Below are 21,444 nucleotides of genomic sequence, written 5' to 3'. Positions count from 1 at the left end.
CATCGCAGCGCGTGATTGTTTTTCTCCGGGTAGCCCCCGCCTCAAGCCGCCAGCAGGCGGCTTTCATGGGCGCGCAGGCACATGCGCGCGGTATCTCCGTAATGGCCCGGGTCGCAGCGCAGGTCGGGGAACAGCGCGAACAGTTCCTCGCGCGCGGGCTCCGACACCGCGCCCAGCCCGACATGGCCGGGGTGGAAGCTTTCCGATGGGCATCCCTCGGCCAGCACGATCTCGTGGCGGTCGAACATCAGGTGGATATACTCCACCTGTGCCAGGTCGTGCTGCACGATGGTGGCGCCGTTGACCAGATGCTTGGCCGGGATCAGCACCTCGGGGCTGTCGAAATAGAGGTTGGCCGCGGTCGAGCGGTGCAGCATCCGGTGCTGTGGCGAAACCAGCAGGTCGCGGTCGTTCTCAAGCGCGCCGGCGCGGATGCGTACTGGCGCGAACCGCCCCCGCCCGGCGACGCGGCGCCGGCCCGTCCAGCGCAGCGTCTGCACGCCGTTGTCCGCGGTCACCACCGCGTCGCCGGGGCGCAGATCCTCGATCGGGCGCTGGCCGTGCGGGGTCAGGATGCGGGTTCCGGCGGCAAAGCAGATGATGACATGCTCGATATGGGTGAAATCCACCTCGGTGCCGTCATCGAGCGTGGCGGTGCCGGTCATCCCGCCCTGTCCGGGGTCAGTGTCGGTATAGACGATGTTGCCGGGCGTGATGAACCCGCTCAGGTCCAGCGTATCGCCGGCGGTTTCGTCCTCTTCGCCGCCGTCGATGGTGATGGTGCCGCCGCCGGTCAGCGCATCGCCGTCGATCACGAAGGTGTCGTCGCCGCCGCCGCCGTCCGCCGTATCACCGCTGCCGACCGACAGCAGGTCATCGCCGCCGCCGCCGAAAAGCACGTCGTCGCCGGCGCCGCCGATCAGCGTGTCGTCGCCGCCCGGCTCTGCCGGCGGGCCGCTGACCAGCGGGCTGTCAAGCAGGTCGCTGGTAGTGCCATCGGGGGTGGTGACGGTTGACGACAGAACCTGCCCGCCCTCGTTTTCCCAGTAGCGGATTTCGATCGTGTAGGTCTCATCTGGGTCCAGGTCGACCTCGCCCCAGCGCGTGGTCGGCGCCTGGTGCTGGTCATTGTCCATGAACGGGCTGGTCGATCCGTCCTGGTTGGTGAACGTGACCGGGTTGCCGTCAGAGTCGAAGATCTGGATCGTCGAGCCATCGTCCGAGGTGGTGTCGAACCGGTAGGTGCCGCCGTCGGTGGTGGTCAGCGTCGAGCTGTAGACGACGCCGAAATCCGACGGGTTCGAGGTGTCGCCGCGCACGTCCTGGGCCAGCGCCTCGACATCGAAATCGTCGGTATAGCCCTGGCCGGCGAGCGTGCCGCTCTCGATGTCGAATGCCTGGCCGTCGGCGCTGGAAAAATCGCGATCGTAGAGCGCGTAATGCCAGTCGCCGTCGGGCGGCGGCCCGTCGCCATAGAGCACATCGTCGCCCGCTCCGCCCTCGATGCTGTCATTGCCGCCCTGGCCCAGGACGGCATCGTCGCCCAGGCCCGCCATCACGGTGTCGTCGCCGTCGCCGGCCTCGATCAGATCGTCGTCGGCGCCCGGCAGTATGGCGTCGAAATGCACGTCGGTGATGTTGAGCCCCTGGCCCGCGGTGTCGCCGTTGTCGTACTCGATCTCGATGCGGGAAACCGGGCCGTCGATGGTGATCAGGGCCGATCCCTCGGAGTCGCCAGATGAATCGTTGCCGCCGCCGCCGGTGATGGTATTGCCGGTGACGGTGTCGCTGGTGTCGCCGGTCAGGTCGATATCGACCGGCACCTCGTTGCCCTCGGCGTCGTAGGCGCGAACGGTGACGATGTCCTGCCAGCCGCCTTCGTCGATGTCGTTGACGCGGAACTGGACGTTCTCGACCTCGTCGAGGTAGTCCGACCCGGCCGCGGCCGCGAAATCCAGCGTCGTCGTGGTGCTGTCGGCGCCGTCATGCGTGCCGTAGAGGTAGAGCGACGAGTCGGTGTCGAAAGACTCGCCGGTGTCGCTGTACTGCGTCTGGGCAGTGTCCAGCTCGATCCGGTCGGTGGTGGGGCTGTCGTCGAAGGTCACGGTGACGTCGATGCCGCCGGTGTCCTGCGTGAACCCGCCTGAAACATCGGTGCCGTCGCCGCCCTCGGCCGACCAGTTGAGGCTTTGCGCCGTGTCGCCCGTGCTCGGCGCGTCGCCGGCATCGACCATGTCGCCTTCGGGGTCGCCGGTATAGCCGGTGTCGATCAGGTCGTCGCCGTCGGTGCCCTCGACGACGCCATCTGGCATTTCGTCGGCCGAGATGAAATCGGCATAGGTGAATTCGGCGCCGTCGCCTGCTTCGGGCAACCTGTCGTAGCGCACGGTCTCGTAGACGCGGCCGGCGACGAGGGGCTGTTCCGACAGGGTGTAGCTGCCGCGTGCGTCGCCGTCCTCGATATCCAGTTCGACGACGTTGAAGGTCTCGCCGGTGACGGTATCGCGCAGTGTCCATCCGCGTTCGGCATCAGCGTCCGATCCAATCGACGTGTTGCCGCCCACGCTGGCATCGGCGGTCGTGCCGTCTTCGCCGCGGTTGTCGTCGGTCAGCACCTCGCCATCGGCGCCGCTGCCCGCGTCGTAGATGGTCAGCGTGCCGGTCGCCTCCGCGGGGCCGGTGTAGGTGGCGGTGCCGCCCGTCGAGGTGCTGAACACCCACCGCGGGTCGATATCGTAGAATTGCAATCCACTGTAAGTGGGCATGTGAAGGTGCCTGTATTCTGCCGCCCTGAAGGGCGATGTTGTTGACTGCTCGTGCTGCGCGAGGCGTCTGATGGCCCCTTATGCGCAGGATTTCGTTCGAGAATGATTGGTGAATGTGACCATTTCAAGGCAACTTTTCGCCGTTCGGCGCCCGTCCGTGCCGGGGGCGGGCGCCGGAGGGTCACAGGTCGGTGCGCAGGTGCCACAGTTCGGGGAACAGTTCGACCTCCAGCATGCGGCGCAGGTAGCTGACGCCGCCGGTGCCCCCGGTGCCGCGCTTGAAGCCGATGATACGCTCAACGGTGGTGACGTGGTTGAAGCGCCAGCGGCGAAAGTAGTCCTCGAGATCGACCAGCTTCTCGGCCAGTTCATAGAGTTCCCAATGCGCCTGCGGGTCGCGGTAGACCTGCGCCCAGGCCTCCTGCACCGCCGAAGAGGCGCGGTAGGGGGCCGAGACATCACGCGCCAGCACCGGTTCGGGCAGCCGCACGGACGCATCGAGCAGGCGCAGCGCCGCGTCGTAGAGCGAGGGCTGCGCCAGCTCGGCCTCCAGCCGCGCGGTCAGGTCGTCGCGATGCGCGTGTGGGCGCAGCATGGCGGTATTGCGGTTGCCCAGCATGAATTCGATCAGCCGGTATTGCCAGGACTGGAACCCCGACGACTGCCCCAGCGCCGGGCGGAAGCGGGTGTAATCGCTGGGGGTCATGGTGCGCAGCACGTCCCAGGCGCTGTTGAGTTGTTCGAATATCCGCGCCACCCGCGCCAGCAGCTTGAAGGCCGGGCGGGTACGACCCGCGGCAAGCTCTGCGCGGGCGGCGCCGAGCTCGTGAATGGCCAGCCGCATCCACAGCTCGGAGGTCTGGTGCTGGATGATGAACAGCATCTCGTCATGCGCATCCGAGCGCGGGTGCTGGGCATCGAGGATCGCATCGAGTGCGAGGTAATCGGTATAGGACATGCGTTCGCCAAAGGACATCTGCGCGCCCTCGCGGGCGGGGTCATAGGGGGTGTTTTCGGTCATTTTATGCTCCGGTGAACGGCGTGCCGGATCCGGGCGCGGCGCCCGGTCGGGGCCTTGGGACTCATGAGTATTTCTGGAAAGATGAAGCCGGCTTGACGAAGACGTGGGGTGCCGGCTCAGCCCGCCGTGCGCGCAATGGGCGAAAGCCGGCGCCAAGCCGCGACCCAGCCGGCCGGCCGGCACAGCGGCAGGTGCAGCGCCGGGGCGTTGCGCGGTGCCGCCATCAGGTGACCCGTGCGCGCGTCTGGTATTCCGGTGCGTCCCACAGCCGGTTCTGCATGACCTCGGCGATGATGCCGGCGGCGGCCTGTACATCGCTTTCGTCCATGTAAAGCGGGGTGAATCCGAAACGCATGATGTCGGGGGCGCGGAAGTCGCCGATCACGCCGCGGGCGACCAGCGCCTGGATCGCGGCATAACCATCGGCGAAGCGAAACGACACCTGGCTGCCGCGTGCGGCCGGATCGCGGGGGCTGGCAAGCTCCAGCATCGGGCAGGCGGCCTCGATTTTTTCGATGAACAACTCGGTCAGGTCGATCGAGCGCGCGCGCACCGCTGCCATCGTGGTCATGTCCCAGATATCGAGCGCGCATTCCAGCGCCGCCATGGCCAGCACCGGCGGCGTGCCGACGCGCATCCGCTCGATTCCCGGCCCGGCGCGGTAGCTTTGCTCGAATGCGAACGGCGCGTCATGGCCCAGCCAGCCCGACAGCGCCGGGCGCGCGGTATCGGCATGGCGCGGCGCGACATAGATGAAGGCCGGCGCCCCGGGGCCGCCGTTGAGGTACTTGTAGGTGCAGCCGACGGCGAAATCCGCGCCTGCGCCGGCCACGTCCACCACTGTCGCGCCGGCGGTATGGGCCAGGTCCCACACGGTGATGGCGCCGACCTCGTGCGCCTTGCGGGTCAGGCGGGCCATGTCGTGCAACCGCCCGGTGCGGTAGTCGACCTCGGTGATCATCAATACCGCCACGTCTTCGGTGATGTTCGCCTCGACCTCTTCGGGCGCCACCACGCGCAGCTCAAGGCCCTTGTCCAGCGTGCCGATCAGCCCCTCGGCCATGTAGAGATCGGACGGGAAATTGCCCGAATCCGACAGGATCACCCGCCGGTCGGGGACCATTTCCAGCGCCGAGGCGAGCGCCTGGTGAACCTTGATCGACAATGTGTCGCCAAGCACGACGTGCCCCGCCTCGGCGCCGATCAGCCGCGCGATCCGGTCGCCCAGTTCGACCGGCTGCGCCATCCAGCCGGCCTTGTTCCAGCCGGTGATCAGCATCTCGCCCCATTCGGCGCGCATCACCGCGTCCATGCGGGCGGGGGCGGCCCTGGGCAACGGGCCCAGCGAATTGCCGTCGAGGTAGATCACGCCCTCGGGCAGGTGAAACATCGCCTTGGTCGCCGCGAAATCGGTCATGCAATGCCTCCGCACTTTCTGTCGCACCGCTCTAGCGCACGGTGGCCTGCCCTGTCCAGTGACACGATTGGGCCGATCAGCTCAGGGGGTCGTCGATCAGCGGGTTGGGCTTGGCGAAACCGGCAAGATCGGCGGGATCGCTCAATTCGATCCGGTTGCCGTCGACCCGGACGCCATAGGGGCGCAGCCCCTTGAACGCGCGGCTGAGGTTTTCCGGTGTCATACCCAGCCGCGAGGCGAGGCGGCGCTTCTCGATCGGCAGTTCGAACCGGTCAGACCCGGCGCGCGCCCGCTGGCGCAGCAGGTAGTTGGCGAGCCGTTCCAGCGATGTGCGCAGCTTGAGATCCTTGGCGTTCTTCACCACGCTTCGGTAGCAAAGCGCCAGCTCGGCCACGATGGCGCGTGCGAATTCGCCGTCCTGGTCGAACACGGCGCGCACATCCTGCGATGGCACCAGCGCGACCCGGCACTTATCAAGCGTGCGCGCCGACATCAGGTAGGGCGCATCGCGAATGGTGGCGGCCAGGATGAAGGTCGCCACGGGCGTGAGCGTTGCCATGCTGGTTTCGCGCCCGTTCCAGGACGAGAACAGCTCGACCGATCCTTCGAGGACGATATGCATGAAATCACTCGGGTCGCCTTCGGTGATCAGCTCGATCCGTGGCGGGAAATTCTGCACGTAGGAGCCGCGCATCAATTCGCGGAACCGCGCGTCTTCCATCGACGCGAACAGGTCGAGCCTGCGGATTTCGGGATAATAGGAATCGGGCATGGGTGACCAGTCGCGCGATGAATCTTTTGATATTTATCAAGGCATACCTGCGTGCGTGTCAATCATAGGTTCGCAAACACCTGGCCGATTGTTTGATCAGGATCGACCCGGAACCTGAAATATTTCTCTAACACATTTATTTTGAACGATTTTTCCGAGTTTCTGATTTATGTCAAATCGCGCCGCGCCCTGCACCCGCCATACCGACGCTCGAGCATGTTTGTCGGCATGCTCGAAAGTTTTGCGGGAGGGAAACCCATGCACACACTCGACGGCGTCTCGCGCTCGGACCAATACCGGGCCCTGGGGCTGAGCACATTCGCGTTCACGGTCTGCTTTGCCGTGTGGACGATTTTCTCGATCATCGGGGTCCAGATCAAGGAAGACCTTGGCCTGAATGACACGCAGTTCGGCTTGCTGGTGGCGACCCCGGTGCTGACCGGATCGATCAGCCGGATTTTCCTTGGCGTCTGGACCGAACAGTTCGGCGGCCGGATCATGTTTCCGCTGCAAATGCTGGTCACCGCGGTGGCGGTGTGGCTGCTGACCAGCGTCACCAGCTACCCGGTGTTCCTGGTTGCTGCGCTGGGCCTTGGCCTTGCCGGCGGGTCGTTCATCGTCGGCATCGCCTATACCTCGCGCTGGTTCGACAAAGAGCATCAGGGCACCGCCCTGGGCATTTTCGGCGCCGGCAATGTCGGCGCGGCAGTGACCAACTTCGCGGCCCCGTTCCTGGTGGTGGCGATGGGCTGGGAAGGCACCGCGCGCGTCTATGCCGTGGTGCTGGCGATCACGGCGGTGCTGTTCTACGTCTTCGCCAAGACCGACCCGGTCCACGAAGACCGCAAGCGCACCGGCAAGGGCCCGGTTTCGACCGCCGAGCAGCTGGCGCCGCTGAAAAACATCCAGGTCTGGCGCTTCGCCACCTACTACTTCTTCGTCTTCGGCGGCTTCGTCGCGCTGGCCAGCTTCCTGCCGCGTTATTACGTCGGCGCCTACGGGCTGGAGTTGACCACCGCGGGCGTGTTCGCCGGGCTCTACAGCCTGCCCGGGTCGGTCTTCCGAGCATTGGGCGGCTGGATGTCCGACAAGTGGGGCGCGCGGGCGGTGATGTACCTGACGTTCATCGTCTCGCTGATCATCCTGTTCATCATGAGCTACCCCGAGACGCACTACACCGTCACCGGCATCGACGGGCCGATCACTTTCAACTTCGGCATCTCCGTGAGCGTCTTCGTCGCGCTGACGGTGGTACTCGGCTTCGTGATGAGCCTGGGCAAGGCCGCGGTCTACAAGCACATCCCCGTCTATTACCCGCACCACGTCGGGTCGGTCGGTGGCCTGGTGGGCATGATCGGGGGCCTGGGCGGTTTCTTCATGCCGATCGTCTTCGGCGTGCTGCTGGACCTCACCGGCGTGTGGACGACGCCGTTCATGTTCACCTTCCTGATGGTCGCCGTGATGACGGTATGGATGCATGTCGCCATCCGCCGGATGGAACGCCGCCGCCACCCCGGCCTGGAGGACGAGCGGTTCCTGTCGGACCTGCCGGAGAGCCCCGTTGCAGCGCCCGCACAAGGACAGGCGTCGAAATGAAATGACCGTGGCGCGCCACGCTCCCGCGCGGGCGCGCCACGATCCTCCACGAAGCAATCCACGGAGATCAAAAGTGGGACAAGATATCAAGAACTGGAACGTCGAGGACGAGGCCTTCTGGAACTCGACCGGCAAGCGGATCGCCACCCGCAACCTGTGGATCTCGATCCCCAGCCTGTTGTGCGGGTTTGCTGTCTGGCTCTACTGGGGCATCATCACGGTGCAGATGCTCAACCTGGGCTTTCCCTTTGAGAAGGCCGAGCTGTTCACGCTGTCCGCGGTGGCCGGTCTGACCGGCGCGACGCTGCGTATCCCGTCCACCTTTTTCATCCGCATCGCGGGCGGGCGCAACACGATCTTCTTTACCACCGCGCTGTTGATTATTCCGGCCGCCGGGACGGGCTATTTCCTGCAAAATCCCGACACGCCGCTCTGGGTGTTCCAGATTCTGGCGTTCCTGTCGGGGATCGGCGGCGGCAATTTCGCCAGCTCGATGTCCAATATCAGCTTCTTCTTTCCCAAGAAGGTGCAGGGCTATGCGCTTGGCATGAACGCGGGGCTGGGCAATTTCGGCGTCACCACGATGCAGGTCGTGATCCCGCTGGTGATGACCTTCGGCCTGTTCGGCGGTGAGTCGGCGACGCTTCAGCAGACCTCGGGCACGCTGATCGGCAAGATCCCGGCAGGCACCGAGACCTACATCCAGAACGCCGGCTATGTCTGGCTGCTGGCACTGATCCCGCTGGCCTTCGCCGGATGGCTGGGCATGAACAACATCCGTGACGAGCACGTCTCGCCGGACATTCCCGGCCCGTTTGGCTCTTTCGGGGTCATTTCCTTCATGCTGCTGATCGGGTTCCTGACCGCCGGCATCGGGCTGTGGCTGATGCTGCCCACCGATGTCGGCGGTTCGGGCTGGGACATCTCCAAATGGCTGGTGCTGCCGTTCGTGATCGCGCTGACGGTGGGGCTGCTCAAGCTGATTCCCGGCGAGGTGGGCAACAACCTGACCCGACAGTATCGCATCTTCGGCAACAAGCACACCTGGGCGATGACGGTCATCTACACGATGACCTTCGGCAGCTTCATCGGCTATTCCGCCGCGCTGGCGCTGACGATCAAGGTGGTGTTCGGCTACCAGCACCTGATGGTGGACGGGGTGATGACCCACTCCACCGCCAACCCGGCCGGGCCCTCGGCGCTGATGTTCGCGTGGATGGGGCCCTTTATCGGGGCGCTGATCCGGCCGATTGGCGGCATGATGGCCGACAAGCTGGGCGGCGCGCGCGTGACGCAGTGGATCTCCATCGTCATGGTGATCTCGGCGCTGGGCGTCGCCTACTTCATCCAGCAGGCCTATGCCTCGGCGGCGCCCGAGCAGTATTTCTGGCCCTTCCTGGGCTTGTTCCTGATCCTGTTCGCGGCCACCGGCATCGGCAACGGCTCGACCTTCCGGACCATCGCCGTGGCCTTCGACAAGGAACAGGCCGGCCCGGTTCTGGGCTGGACCAGCGCGGTCGCCGCCTATGGCGCCTTCATCATTCCCAAGGTGTTCGGCGAACAGATGGATGCGGGCACGCCTGAGTACGCGCTCTACGGGTTCGCGATATTCTACGCGGTCTGCATCGCCATCAACTGGTGGTTCTACCTGCGGCCCAACGCCTACATCCGCAACCCCTGATCCGAGCAACGCCGCCCCGGCCCCCGCATGTGCGGGCCGGGGCGGGCAGCCAACGCATAGGAGACGACAATGAGCCACCTGCTCGACAGACTGAACTTCCTGCAATCCAAGGAACTGGAGAAGTTCGCGGACGGCCACGGGCAAGTGACCCGCGAGAACCGCGACTGGGAAGACACCTATCGCAACCGCTGGCGGCACGACAAGATCGTGCGCTCCACCCACGGCGTGAACTGCACCGGCTCGTGTTCGTGGAAGATCTACGTCAAGTCCGGCATCGTCACCTGGGAAACGCAGCAGACGGATTACCCGCGCACGCGCCCCGACCTGCCCAACCACGAACCGCGCGGCTGCGCCCGCGGGGCAAGCTACAGCTGGTATCTCTATTCCGCCAACCGGGTGAAGAACCCGCTGGTGCGCGGCGCGCTGATGAAGGTCTGGCGCCGGATGCGCAAGACCATGACCCCGATCGAGGCCTGGACGGCCCTGCAGGACGACCCGGTGCTGCGCGCCTCCTATGTCGAAACCCGCGGCAAGGGTGGGTTCGTGCGGGCAAGCTGGGACGAGGCGACCGAAATCACCGCCGCCGCCAACGCCTACACCGCAAGAACCTACGGCCCCGATCGGGTGTTCGGCTTCTCGCCCATCCCGGCGATGTCGATGGTCAGTTATGCCGCCGGCTCGCGTTACCTGAGCCTTCTGGGTGGCACCTGCATGTCGTTCTACGACTGGTATTGCGACCTGCCCCCGGCCAGCCCCCAGACATGGGGCGAACAGACCGACGTGCCGGAATCGGCTGACTGGTACAACGCCGGCTTCCTGCTGCTGTGGGGGTCGAACGTGCCGCAGACACGCACCCCCGACGCGCATTTCTACACCGAGGCGCGCTACCGCGGCACCAGGTCCGCGGTCATCTGTCCCGACTACTCCGAGGCGGCCAAGTTCGGCGACATCTGGCTGGCCCCGCAGCAGGGCACCGATGCCGCGCTGGCCATGGCCATGGGGCATGTGATCCTGCGCGAGTTCCACCTCGACCGCCAGGCCGAGTATTTCGAGAACTATTGCCGCAAGTACACCGACATGCCGATGCTGGTGAAGCTGGAGGAAAAGGACGGCAAGCTGGTGCCGGGCCGGTTCCTGCGTGCGGCCGATTTCGACGGCAAGCTGAACGAGGAAAACAACCCCGAGTGGAAAACCATCGCCTATGACGCGGCCTCGGGTGCCTACGTGGCGCCCAACGGCTCGGTCGGTTATCGCTGGGGCGAGGATGGCGATTGGAACCTTGAGGAACGCAGCCGCGACAAGGCGACCGAACTGAAGATGTCGCTGATCCTGGAAGAGGATCACGACGCCGTCGCCGCCGTTGATTTCCCCTATTTCGGCGGCGTGGCGACCGAGAATTTCGTGCGTTGCGACCACCCCGACGTCCTGACCCGCAACATCCCCGTCAAGACCGTGAAACTGGCGGACGGCGAGGCGCGCGTGGCCACGGTGTTCGATCTGTTCTGCGGCAACTACGGGCTCGATCGCGGGCTTGGCGGCGAATGGGCGGCGAAATCCTTTGACGAGGATCTGCCCTACACCCCGAAATGGGCCGAGAAGATCACCGGCGTACCGGCCGACAATATCGTCGCGGTGGCGCGCGCCTTCGCCCGCAACGCCGAGCAGACCGACGGCAAGTCGATGGTCATCCTCGGGGCGGGGCTGAACCACTGGTACCACATGGACATGAACTATCGCGGCATCATCAACATGCTGGTGATGTGCGGGTGCGTGGGGCAGTCCGGCGGTGGCTGGAGCCACTACGTCGGCCAGGAAAAGCTGCGCCCGCAAACCGGCTGGCAACCGCTGGCCTTCGCGCTGGACTGGGCGCGCCCCCCGCGGCACATGAACTCGACCAGTGCATGGTATGCCCATACCGACCAGTGGCGCTACGAGACGTTGACGACCGACGAGATCCTGTCGCCCACGGCGCCCGAGGGCGACTGGGACGCCAGCATGATCGACTACAACATCCGCGCCGAGCGAATGGGGTGGCTGCCGTCTGCGCCGCAGTTGCGCACCAACCCGCTGGAAGTCGGGCGGCTTGCGAAGAAGTCGAAGAAGGAGGTCGCGCAATATGTTGCCGATCAACTCAACTCCGGCAAGCTCGAGATGTCGTGCGAAGACCCGGATGCGCCCGAGAACTGGCCGCGCAACCTGTTCGTGTGGCGCTCCAACCTGCTGGGATCGAGCGGCAAGGGCCACGAGTATTTCCTCAAGCACCTGCTGGGCACCGATCACGGGGTGATGGGCCGCGACCTGGGCGAGGAGGGGCGTCAGAAGCCGAAAGAGGCGAAATGGCATGACGAGGCGCCGCGTGGCAAGCTTGACCTGCTGGTGACGATTGATTTCCGCATGTCCACCACCGCCGTCTATTCCGACATCGTTCTGCCCACGGCAAGCTGGTACGAGAAGAACGACCTCAACACATCTGACATGCACCCGTTCATCCACCCGCTTCAGGCGGCTGTGGACCCGGCCTACGAGTCGAAATCGGACTGGGAGATATTCAAGGCGATCGCCAGGAAGTTCTCCGAGGTGGCGCCGGAAATCCTCGGCAAGGAAACCGATGTGGTCGCGCTTCCGATCCTGCACGACACGCCCGCCGAGATCGCGCAGGACAACGTGCGCGATTGGAAGAAGGGCGAGTGCGACCTGATCCCCGGCAAGACGGCGCCCAATTACATTGCCGTCGAGCGCGATTATCCCGCGCTTTACGAGCGTTTCACCGCGCTTGGGCCGCTGATGGACAATGTCGGCAACGGTGGCAAGGGCATCGCCTGGGACACCAAACACGAGGTGCAGGCGCTGCGCGACCTGAACGGCGTCAAGCTCGATGGGCCGGCCGAGGGCTGCGCGAAGATCGAGTCGGATATCGACGCCACCGAGGTCATCCTGATGCTGGCGCCGGAAACCAACGGCGAAGTCGCCGTCAGGGCATGGGACCAGTTGAGCCGTGCGACGGGGCGCGAACACGCGCACTTGGCCAGGGGTCAGGAGCATGTGAAAATCCGTTTCCGCGATATCGCCGCGCAGCCGCGCAAGATCATCAGCTCGCCCACCTGGTCGGGGATCGAAAGCGAGGAGGTGTGCTATAACGCCGGCTATACCAACGTGCACGAACTGATCCCGTGGCGCACCCTGACGGGGCGCCAGCAGCTCTACCAGGATCACCTGTGGATGCGCGCGTTCGGCGAGGGGTTCGTGTCCTACCGCCCGCCGGTGGACCTCAAGACCATCACCAAGGGCGTGCAGGACGATGGCGACAGCCTGGTGCTGAACTTCATCACCCCGCACCAGAAATGGGGCATCCACTCGACCTATTCCGACAACCTGCTGATGCTCACGCTCAACCGCGGCGGGCCGGTGGTGTGGCTGTCGGAGGTGGACGCGCGCAAGGCCGGGATCGAGGACAACGACTGGATCGAGGCCTACAACGTCAACGGCGCCCTGACGGCGCGCGCGGTGGTGTCGCAGCGCATACGCGAAGGCACGGTGTTCATGTATCACGCGCAGGAAAAGATCGTGAACACCCCCGGTTCGGAAAAGACCGGCCTGCGCGGCGGCATCCACAATTCGGTGACGCGCACGGTGCTCAAGCCCACCCACATGATCGGCGGATATGCCCAGCAATCCTACGGCTTCAACTACTACGGCACCGTGGGCAGCAACCGTGACGAGTTCGTCGTGGTCCGGAAAATGAAAAAGGTCGACTGGCTCGACCGCGAAGCGACCGAAAAGGAGGCCGCGGAATGAAAGTACGTGCGCAAATCGGCATGGTGCTGAACCTCGACAAGTGCATCGGGTGTCACACCTGCTCCGTCACCTGCAAGAACGTCTGGACCTCGCGCGACGGCGTCGAATACGCGTGGTTCAACAACGTCGAGACCAAGCCCGGCACCGGCTACCCGACCGACTGGGAAAACCAGGCGCGCTGGAACGGCGGCTGGGTGCGGACCGGCTCGGGCAAGTTGCAGCCCAAGCAGGGCGGCAAGTGGCGGATCCTAGCGAACCTCTTTGCCAACCCCGACCTGCCCGAGATCGACGATTACTACGAGCCGTTCGATTTCGACTACGACCACCTGAAAAGCGCCCCCGCGATGGAGGCGTTCCCCACCGCGCGGCCCCGCTCGCGCATCACCGGCGAGCGGATGGAGAAGATCGAGAAGGGCCCCAACTGGGAGGAAATCCTTGGCGGCGAGTTCTCGAAGCGCAGCCAGGATTACAACTTCGAGGGCATCCAGAAGGAGATGTACGGCGAGTACGAGAACACCTTCATGATGTACCTGCCGCGCCTGTGCGAGCATTGCCTCAACCCCGCCTGCGCGGCCTCGTGCCCGTCGGGCGCGATCTACAAGCGCGAGGAGGACGGCATCGTCCTGATCGACCAGGAAAAATGCCGCGGCTGGCGGATGTGCGTGTCGGGCTGCCCCTACAAGAAGGTCTACTACAACTGGTCCACCGGCAAATCCGAGAAATGCACGATGTGCTATCCCCGCATCGAAAGCGGCAACCCCACGGTGTGTTCGGAAACCTGCGTGGGGCGCATCCGCTACCTGGGCGTGATGCTTTATGACGCCGACAAGATCGAAGAGGCCGCCAATACCGAGGCCGAGGGCGATCTGTACGATGCGCAGCTCGGGGTGTTTCTCGACCCCAACGACCCGCAGGTGATCGCGGCGGCCCGCCGCGACGGCGTCCCCGAGGACTGGATCAAGGGGGCGCAGGAAAGCCCGATCTGGAAGATGGCTATGGAATGGAAGGTGGCGTTCCCGCTGCATCCCGAATACCGGACCCTGCCGATGGTGTGGTATGTGCCGCCGCTGTCGCCCATTCAGAACGCGGCCGAGGCGGGCGCAATCGGCACCGACGGCGCCATCCCCGACGTGCGCTCGTTGCGCATTCCGCTGCGCTACCTGGCCAACATGCTGACCGCCGGCGACGAGGCCCCGGTCGCGCTGGCGCTGGAGCGGATGCTGGCGATGCGGGCCTACATGCGCGCCAAGTCCATCGAGGGCGTGCAGGACGACGCCATCGCCGAGCGCGTGGGCCTGACCGGCCGCATGATCGAGGACATGTACAAGATCATGGCGCTGGCCGATTACGAGGATCGCTTCGTCATCCCCACCACCCACCGCGAACAGGTCGAGGATGCCTACGACCTCAAGGGCGGCTGCGGCTTCACCGATGGCAATGGCTGTTCCAGCGGCATCTCCAAAGGGTCGCTCTTCGGCGGCTCCAAGAAACCGCTCAAGATGCCCCAGGAGGTGCAATGATGGCCCCCGATCTTCAGGACCGCACGCTCAAGTGCCTGTCGCTGCTGCTGAGCTACCCGACGGAAGAGTTGCAGCAGGCCATGCCCGAGATCGGCGGCGTTCTTGCCGCCGAATCGCGACTGACGGCGGCGGCGCGGCGCGATCTGCGTACGCTGGTGGCGTCGCTCCAGTGTGACGACATCTACGACCTGCAGGAACGGTTCGTGATGCTGTTCGATCGCTCGCGCAGCCTGTCGCTGAACCTGTTCGAACACGTCCACGGCGAAAGCCGCGATCGCGGCGGCGCGATGGTCAACCTGGTGGAAACCTACCGCGACGCCGGCTTCGACCCGGCGACCACTGAACTGCCCGATCACCTGCCGGTTCTTCTGGAGTTCCTCGCCCTGCGTCCCTTGGGTGAGGGGCGGGAGGTGCTCGCGGACGCGGCGCATATCTTCGAAGCGCTGAAAACCCGGCTTGTCCGGCGTGACAGCGCCTATGCGTCCGTGTTCGCGGCCCTTCTGCAACTGGCCGACGCGCATGCCGACAGCAACGCGGTGGCCGAACTGCTGGACCAGCCCGAGGACGACCCGGACGACCTCGAGGCGCTCGACGCGGTCTGGGAGGAAAGCGAGGTGCTCTTCGGCCCCGACCCGAACGCGGGCTGCCCGCAGGTGCGCGACATGCTCTCGCGCATGGATACCACCGATAACCCGCCCAAGCAGGCGGCCGGATAGGAGATTGACCCAATGTTCGGAAATTTCGACATCAACTTCATCATCTTCGGGATCATGCCCTATGTCGCGCTGACCGTGCTTCTGGTGGGCTCGATCGCGCGCTATGAACGCGACCCCTTCACCTGGAAATCCTCGTCGAGCCAACTGCTGCGGCGCAAGCAACTGGTCTGGGGCTCGATCCTGTTTCATGTTGGGATCATCATAGTCTTCTTCGGGCACCTGATCGGGCTTTTCACGCCGGTCTGGGTGCTCGACGCGCTGGGCGTTCCCTATTGGCTCAAGCAATGGATGGCGGTGATTGTCGGTGGGCCGGCGGGCGTCATCGCCCTGATCGGCTCGACCATGCTGCTGCACCGCCGCCTGACCGATCCGCGGATCCGCGTCACTTCAAGCTATGCCGACATCGGCATCATGGGCCTGATCTGGCTGCAATTGGTCATCGGCCTGCTGACCATCACGCAGACACTGCAACACATGGACGGCGCCGAAATGGTCCGCTTCATGAGCTGGTCGCAGAGCGTGGTTTCATGGAACATCAACGCCTGGGTGACAGTGGTCGACGTGCACTGGCTCTACAAGCTGCACATCTTCCTGGGGCTGTTGATCACCATCCTGTTCCCGTTCACCCGGTTGGTGCACATGATCTCGGGCTTCGCGGCACCGGTGCGATATCTGCTGCGGTCGGGCTATCAGATCGTGCGCACCCGGCGCCAAAAGCCTCTGGCGTCGGCCAAGCCGGGGCAATCCGCGCCCGCGCAAACCACAACAGCCAAGCCAGCGGAGTGAGCCCGATGAATGCAGCCCTCTTTCCCGATCTGGTCGTCAACGGCGAGGTGGTGCCCCACGCCGCCATCGCCGCCGAGGCGCAGAACCACGACGCGCCCGCCGGCAAGCCCGGCATCGCCTGGCGCAAGGCGGCGCATGCCATGGCCGTGCGCACGCTGCTGTTGCAGCAAGCGCGCCATCGCGGCATCCCGGCCAGCCCGCAGGCGCTGTCGCCCGGGCGCCATGAAACCGAGGAGGAGGCCCTGATCCGGGGCCTTCTCGACGAAGCCATCGACATCGCGCCGCCTGCCGACGCCGAGTTGCGCGCCGAGTACGACCGCGACCCGACGCGATTCCGCTCGCCGCCGTTGTGGGAGGTGTCGCATATCCTGGTGGCCTGCGATCCGCGCGACGCCGAGGCCAGCAGCGCCGCGCAGGTGCGCGCCGAGGGTATCGCCGCACAGGCGCACGCGACCCCCGGAACATTCGCGCAGCTTGCCAAGGACCACAGCGATTGCGCCAGTGCCGCGCAAGGCGGGCGGCTGGGCCAGATGCGCCCCGGCGACGCGGTGCCCGAGTTCGAGCACATCCTGCGCAGCATGCGCGAAGGCGAGGTCACGCCGCGCCCGGTTTCCACCCGCCACGGCTGGCATGTCATCCGGCTCGATGCGCTGGCCGAGGGGGCGGTGCTGCCGTTCTCGGCGGCGCGTGCGGGAATTGCCGAAGCCATGGAAAAGCTCCGCTGGTCGGTGGCGGCACGCGCCTATGTGGCCGAGCTGATGGAGCGCGCCGACATTGCCGGGCTGCCGCCGGTGGCCACCTGAGGCGAAGGGTGACATGATGCCGCCTATCCCTGACATCGGCGCGCGGGCCGCCCTCGCCGCCGCGCTGCCGGACAACCCGCTGGAGGGGTTGACGAACGAGCACATGCACCTGCGCGAGGTGTGTGCCCATCTCGACGCATTGGCCGCCTCGTCCCGGGCGCAACCGGTCCTGGCCCTGGCGGCGCGCGCGTTCATTCGCGGTGTCCTGCCCGCCCATGCGCGCGACGAGGACGAGGATCTGTTTCCTCTGCTCAGGCGCTGCGCGCCCGACGACAGGGATTTGCACGGCACGCTTGACCGGCTGTCGCGGGATCATCGCGAAATCGCCACGACGCGCCCCGGCGTGATTGCCATCCTTGAGCGGATTATAACCGACAACGCCGCGCCAACTCCGGCCGAGGCCGCGCGGCTGACCGCCTTTGCCGATCTCGAACGGCGTCACCTGCTGGTCGAGAACGCGGTGATTCTGCCGCTGGCCAGGGGCTATCTGAAGGCCCGCGATCTCAAGCGCCTGCGGCAGCGGATGCAGGCGCGCCGCAGCGCGGATCCTGGCGAATGACCGGGCCAACGGGGGCGACCAAGCGCCGCCACCGCGCCGCTGGCATCGCGGCGGGAATCGGGCCACCATCCGCAAACGGGCCATCATCGCCGCGCCATGGCCCGTCGGAACGAGAAAGGGAACAAATGCACTTCGCTTATGTCATGACATCCGATCGGGGAGAGACGGATCGCCTTCTTGCCGGGCAGGCCGATCGCGCGCTCGGGCAGGGGTTGCACCTGGCCGGCGTGGTTCAGACCAACACGCCGCGGCCGAAATCCCACCACTGTGACATGGATGTGCAGGTGCTGCCCGATGGTCCGGTGATCCGTATCTCGCAAGACCTGGGGCCGAACGCGCGCGGTTGCGCGCTCGACCCCGCCGCGCTCGAACGCGCGGTGCAGGCGGTGGCGCCGACGGTGACGGAACGAACCGACCTGCTGATCGTCAACAAGTTCGGCAAGCACGAGTCCGAGGGGCGTGGCTTTCGCGAAATCATCGCGCAGGCGCTGGAGCTTGGCGTGCCGGTCATCGTCGGGCTCAACGCCGCCAATGCCGCCGCCTTCGAGGACTTCACCGGCGGTATGGCCACGGCGGTGCCGTGCCGGCGCGAGGCCGTCCAGGAATGGCTGGACACCAGCCTCGCCGCGCGCCGCTCGGCGGCCTGAGCCGCGCTTGCCGCTTCATCTTTCCCCAAGTACTCCGGGGGTGTGGGGGCAGCGCCCCCACGCGGACACGCGGCAACCGCGCCCCCGCCGCGGGCGCGGGTTCCGTTTCCCTGCCCAACGGGAACATGGCCGAAACGCGCACTACCGGGTTGTACCCGGCCGCGCCGCGGCCTCAGCCGGCAACCTGGCCGCCGGCGATCTTGATCTCCTGCCCATTCACGCTTTGCGATCCCGGCGCGCACAGCCACAGCGCGGCGGCGGCCACTTCCCCGGGCGCGATCAGGCGCTTGTGGCGGTTGGCGTTCACCATCACGTCGCGCGCCTCGCCTGCGCTCATGCCGGCGCGCGTGGCAATGGAATCCACGTTGCGGGCGATGATCTCGGTGTCCACGTAGCCCGGACAGATCGAGTTGAAGGTATAGGGCCCGCCGATGAAATCCTCCGACAACGACCGGATCATTCCGATCACGCCGTGTTTCGAGGCCGCGTAGGCGCCCGCGCCCGGCAGCCCGCGCACCCCGGCGACGGACGAGATCGCCAGCACCCGGCCCCAATCGGTCTGCAGCATCGACCCCATGCTTTCGCGGATGGTAAAGAAGGCGCCATCCAGGTTGGTGGCCATGATCCTGCGCCACAGTTCGGTGTCGGTCTTGTGCAGCTTGCGGCCCTCGGCAATGCCGGCATTGGCGACGCATATCTGCACTGGCCCGCGTGCCGCGACGGCCGCGGCGATGGTGTCGCGCACGTTGTCCTCGTCGGTGACGTCCATGCGCGCGGCGTGCAGCCCGTCGCCGGCGGCCTCTTGCAGCACCTCCAGCCGCCGCCCGGTGATCGTCACCTGCGCGCCCTGCGCGGCCAGCCCGCGCGCGATCGCCAGCCCGATGCCGGTGCCGCCGCCGGTCACCAGCGCGTGTTTTCCGTCCAGTGTCTCGCTCATGGGTGTCTCCCTTGCTGTCGCGCGTGAACCTTTGTCGCGCACTCTAACGGGCCCGCCGGCGCCGGCAAGGCGGGCCCGTCCGTGCGGCGGGCTTTACAAATACATTCACATCGGTGAATTTAATTCCAACGAAGAACCGAGGAGGACAAGGATGAAACGCATTTTCGCGGCTTTCGCACTGGTAGCCTGGGCCGGGGCGGCACTGGCCACCCAGGGGATCGACGACAAGTACCCCCAGTCGGAGTTGTACGACAAGCCGGTCGAGGTGATTCCGCATGTCTTCTCGGCCATCGGCGCCACGGCGCCACCGACATATGAAAACAGCGGTCACAACAACAACCTCAGCTTCGTCGTCACCGGCGACGGCGTGGTGGTGATCAACGGTGGCGCCAGCGCCCGGCTGGCGGCGGCGTTGCACGACGAGATTCGCGCCGTTACCGACCAGCCCGTCAAGCTGGTGATCAACGAGAACGGTCAGGGCCATGCCATCCTGGGCAATTCCTACTGGGCCGATCAGGACGTCGATATCCTCATGCACGAGGACGCCGCGCACGAGGTGGCCGAGAACGGCGATTTCATCCTCCAGCGCATGCAGGTCTACAACAAGGACAAGGCCGAGGGCACGCGCGTCGTCGCACCCACGATGACGTTCGAGGATCGTCGCGTCATCGAGATGGGCGAGGTGACGCTCGAGGTGCTGCACCTTGGCCCCGCGCACGGGCCGGGCGACACCCAGGTCTGGATCCCGCAATGGGACATCGTCATCGCCGGCGACATCGCCTTTCACGAACGCATGCCGCCGATCTTTCCCGAAACCGACACCGACGCCTGGATCGAAACCTTCGAGGGCCCGTTTACCGACCTCGGCGCGACCTACGTGATCCCCGGCCACGGGCATCCCACCAACATGGCCCAGGTCAGGCGCTACACCGCCGACTACCTGCGCGACATCCGCGCAAAGATCGCCGACCACCTCGACGCCGGCGGCGATCTGGCCGATGCCTACTACGTGGATCAATCGCGCTGGTCGCATCTTGACACCTTCGACGAACTGGCGACCAAGAATGCCGGTCGCGTCTACGAGGAAATGGAATGGGAGTGAGGTGTGCGCCGACATCGCGCCGCCGGCTCGTTTCCGGGCGAGCGAAGGTGCCTCAACCCTTGTCAGGGAAACCGGCATGAAGTCTGATGAGCCGCAGGCGCGCGGAGCGAACGCAGAGGTGTCATGCTGAAATGGATCGATCTGCCACCGGTGTGGCTGCTGGGGTTCATCGGTGTTGCCTGGGCGCAGCCGCGTCTGCTCGACGCGGGGCTGTCATTCGGCGGCGCGTGGGCGGATTTCGCCGGTGGTGTTCTGCTCGGCGGCGGGGTGCTGCTGATGCTGCTGGCGCTCTACGAGATGCGCCGCCACCGTACCACGATCGTGCCGCACCGCGATGCCGATCACATGGTGACGACGGGGATATTCTCGCGCACGCGCAATCCCATCTACCTGGGCGACGCGCTGGTGCTGGCCGGGGTGATCCTGGCGCTTGACGCGCCGCTGGCGCTGCCGCTGGTGCCGGTTTTCGTGTGGATCATCGAACGCCGCTTCGTCATCCCCGAAGAAAACCGCCTGCGGCGCAAGTTCCGCGCCGATTTCGCCCGCTACTGCCAGAAGGCCCGGCGATGGTTGTAGAATGGCCGCGCCAGGGCGCCGGGCATGGCTGCGACAAAGGATGCATGGCCAAGGCGGCGGGTCTGTGGCATATCTTCCCGTCAGCCTCGGGCACATGTTATGCCGCGACGGAACCACGAACGGAGCAACCAGGGGGACGCGAAACGTGAAGATCGGAACGCCAAAGGAAGTGATGGAGGGCGAGGCCCGCGTGGCCATGACGCCCGAGTCCGCCAGGGCCCTGCAGAAGCTCGGCCACGACTGCGCGATCGAGACCGGCGCCGGCGAAAAGGCCGGCTTTTCGGATGCCGATTACGAGGCCGCCGGGGTCGAGATCATCAAGACCGGTGCGCAACTCTACAAGGCCGCCGACGTGGTCGCCAAGGTGCGCCCGCCCACCGAGACCGAGGCCAAGCGCCTGCGCAAGGGCCAGACGCTGATCAGTTTCTTCTGGCCGGCGGCCAACGAGGAGTTGATGAACCTCGTCGCCTCCAAGGGCGCCACCGCCATCGCCATGGACATGGTGCCGCGGATTTCGCGTGCCCAGAAGATGGACGCGCTGAGTTCGATGGCCAATATCGCCGGCTACCGCGCGGTGATCGAGGCGGGGGGCAATTTCGGCCGCTTCTTTACCGGGCAGATCACCGCCGCCGGCAAGGTGCCGCCGGCGAAAGTGCTGGTGGTGGGCGCCGGCGTGGCGGGCCTTGCCGCGATTGGCACATCGACCAGCCTGGGCGCGATCACCTATGCCTTCGACGTGCGCCCCGAGGTG

The 21,444-nt window shown here is 65.7% G+C and carries 16 protein-coding genes and 1 pseudogene; 12 read left to right on the top strand and 5 right to left on the bottom strand.

The genetic code is table 11. The features are described from left to right. Positions 1–41: 41 nt before the first annotated feature. The 4 genes from Q0L89_RS01420 to Q0L89_RS01405 form a co-directional block, all read right to left on the bottom strand. Entirely contained in the window at positions 42–2,765 is a 2,724-nt protein-coding gene (locus Q0L89_RS01420) for a Hint domain-containing protein (RefSeq protein ID WP_296761937.1), read from the bottom strand. 181 nt (positions 2,766–2,946) lie between these two features. Beyond that, the gene (gene kynA, locus Q0L89_RS01415; RefSeq protein ID WP_296761936.1) at positions 2,947–3,786 is read right to left on the bottom strand and encodes a tryptophan 2,3-dioxygenase; all 840 of its coding nucleotides are present in this window, start codon (positions 3,784–3,786) and stop codon (positions 2,947–2,949) included. Positions 3,787–4,009: 223 nt separating this feature from the next. Then, positions 4,010–5,203 (bottom strand): kynureninase, encoded by a 1,194-nt coding sequence (gene kynU / locus Q0L89_RS01410; RefSeq protein ID WP_296761935.1) that lies wholly within the window; start codon positions 5,201–5,203, stop codon positions 4,010–4,012. Positions 5,204–5,279: 76 nt separating this feature from the next. Beyond that, positions 5,280–5,975, bottom strand: coding sequence for a cyclic nucleotide-binding domain-containing protein (locus tag Q0L89_RS01405; RefSeq protein ID WP_296761933.1), 696 nt, complete (start codon positions 5,973–5,975; stop codon positions 5,280–5,282). Between the two features lie 258 nt (positions 5,976–6,233). Here Q0L89_RS01405 and Q0L89_RS01400 point away from each other — a divergent pair, with 258 nt between their 5' ends. The 9 genes from Q0L89_RS01400 to Q0L89_RS01360 all read left to right on the top strand — a co-directional run bounded on the left by Q0L89_RS01400 (position 6,234) and on the right by Q0L89_RS01360 (position 18,078). Continuing rightward, the gene (locus Q0L89_RS01400; protein ID WP_296761932.1) at positions 6,234–7,571 is read left to right on the top strand and encodes a nitrate/nitrite transporter; all 1,338 of its coding nucleotides are present in this window, start codon (positions 6,234–6,236) and stop codon (positions 7,569–7,571) included. A gap of 73 nt (positions 7,572–7,644) precedes the next feature. Further along, positions 7,645–9,252 carry an antiporter gene (locus tag Q0L89_RS01395; RefSeq protein ID WP_296761931.1) on the top strand — a complete coding sequence of 536 codons (1,608 nt, stop codon included), beginning with the start codon at positions 7,645–7,647 and terminating at the stop codon, positions 9,250–9,252. Positions 9,253–9,321: 69 nt separating this feature from the next. Then, on the top strand, positions 9,322–13,047 hold the full coding sequence (locus Q0L89_RS01390; RefSeq protein ID WP_296761929.1) for a nitrate reductase subunit alpha: 3,726 nt from the start codon (positions 9,322–9,324) through the stop codon (positions 13,045–13,047). Next, complete coding sequence (narH, locus tag Q0L89_RS01385) at positions 13,044–14,567, top strand: nitrate reductase subunit beta (RefSeq protein WP_296761927.1); 1,524 nt, start codon at positions 13,044–13,046, stop codon at positions 14,565–14,567. Before Q0L89_RS01390 ends, narH begins: the two co-directional genes overlap by 4 nt. Continuing rightward, positions 14,567–15,283, top strand: a complete 717-nt coding sequence (gene narJ / locus Q0L89_RS01380) for a nitrate reductase molybdenum cofactor assembly chaperone (RefSeq protein ID WP_296761925.1) — start codon at positions 14,567–14,569, stop codon at positions 15,281–15,283. Before narH ends, narJ begins: the two co-directional genes overlap by 1 nt. A 12-nt stretch (positions 15,284–15,295) precedes the next feature. After that, positions 15,296–16,069, top strand: a complete 774-nt coding sequence (gene narI / locus Q0L89_RS01375; protein ID WP_296761923.1) for a respiratory nitrate reductase subunit gamma — start codon at positions 15,296–15,298, stop codon at positions 16,067–16,069. A gap of 5 nt (positions 16,070–16,074) precedes the next feature. Then, positions 16,075–16,872 (top strand): peptidylprolyl isomerase, encoded by a 798-nt coding sequence (locus tag Q0L89_RS01370; protein WP_296761921.1) that lies wholly within the window; start codon positions 16,075–16,077, stop codon positions 16,870–16,872. Positions 16,873–16,888: 16 nt separating this feature from the next. Continuing rightward, positions 16,889–17,431 carry a hemerythrin domain-containing protein gene (locus Q0L89_RS01365; protein ID WP_296761919.1) on the top strand — a complete coding sequence of 181 codons (543 nt, stop codon included), beginning with the start codon at positions 16,889–16,891 and terminating at the stop codon, positions 17,429–17,431. A 143-nt stretch (positions 17,432–17,574) separates the two neighbouring features. Next, entirely contained in the window at positions 17,575–18,078 is a 504-nt protein-coding gene (locus Q0L89_RS01360) for a DUF2478 domain-containing protein (protein ID WP_296761916.1), read from the top strand. 172 nt (positions 18,079–18,250) lie between these two features. On the opposite strand, the gene Q0L89_RS01355 is transcribed toward Q0L89_RS01360, so the two are convergent. Next, positions 18,251–19,015, bottom strand: a complete 765-nt coding sequence (locus Q0L89_RS01355; RefSeq protein ID WP_296761914.1) for an SDR family NAD(P)-dependent oxidoreductase — start codon at positions 19,013–19,015, stop codon at positions 18,251–18,253. 151 nt (positions 19,016–19,166) lie between these two features. Between Q0L89_RS01355 and Q0L89_RS01350 the strand changes: the two genes are divergently transcribed. From Q0L89_RS01350 to Q0L89_RS01340, 3 genes and pseudogenes are all read left to right on the top strand, one after another. Further along, a complete protein-coding gene (locus Q0L89_RS01350) occupies positions 19,167–20,117 on the top strand; it encodes an MBL fold metallo-hydrolase (RefSeq protein ID WP_296761913.1) in 951 nt (316 codons plus the stop codon). 123 nt (positions 20,118–20,240) lie between these two features. Then, positions 20,241–20,693: an isoprenylcysteine carboxylmethyltransferase family protein gene (locus Q0L89_RS01345; RefSeq protein WP_296761912.1), complete on the top strand. Its 453-nt coding sequence runs from the start codon at positions 20,241–20,243 to the stop codon at positions 20,691–20,693. 145 nt (positions 20,694–20,838) lie between these two features. Further along, positions 20,839–21,444 (top strand): annotated as a pseudogene (locus Q0L89_RS01340) (NAD(P)(+) transhydrogenase (Re/Si-specific) subunit alpha); the annotation flags it as partial.

The sequence above is a fragment of the Sediminimonas sp. genome, from assembly GCF_024637375.1.
GTDB lineage: Bacteria > Pseudomonadota > Alphaproteobacteria > Rhodobacterales > Rhodobacteraceae > Sediminimonas.
Note: the sequence above shows the minus strand (reverse complement) of the source record. Positions and strands in the feature narration are given on the sequence as shown.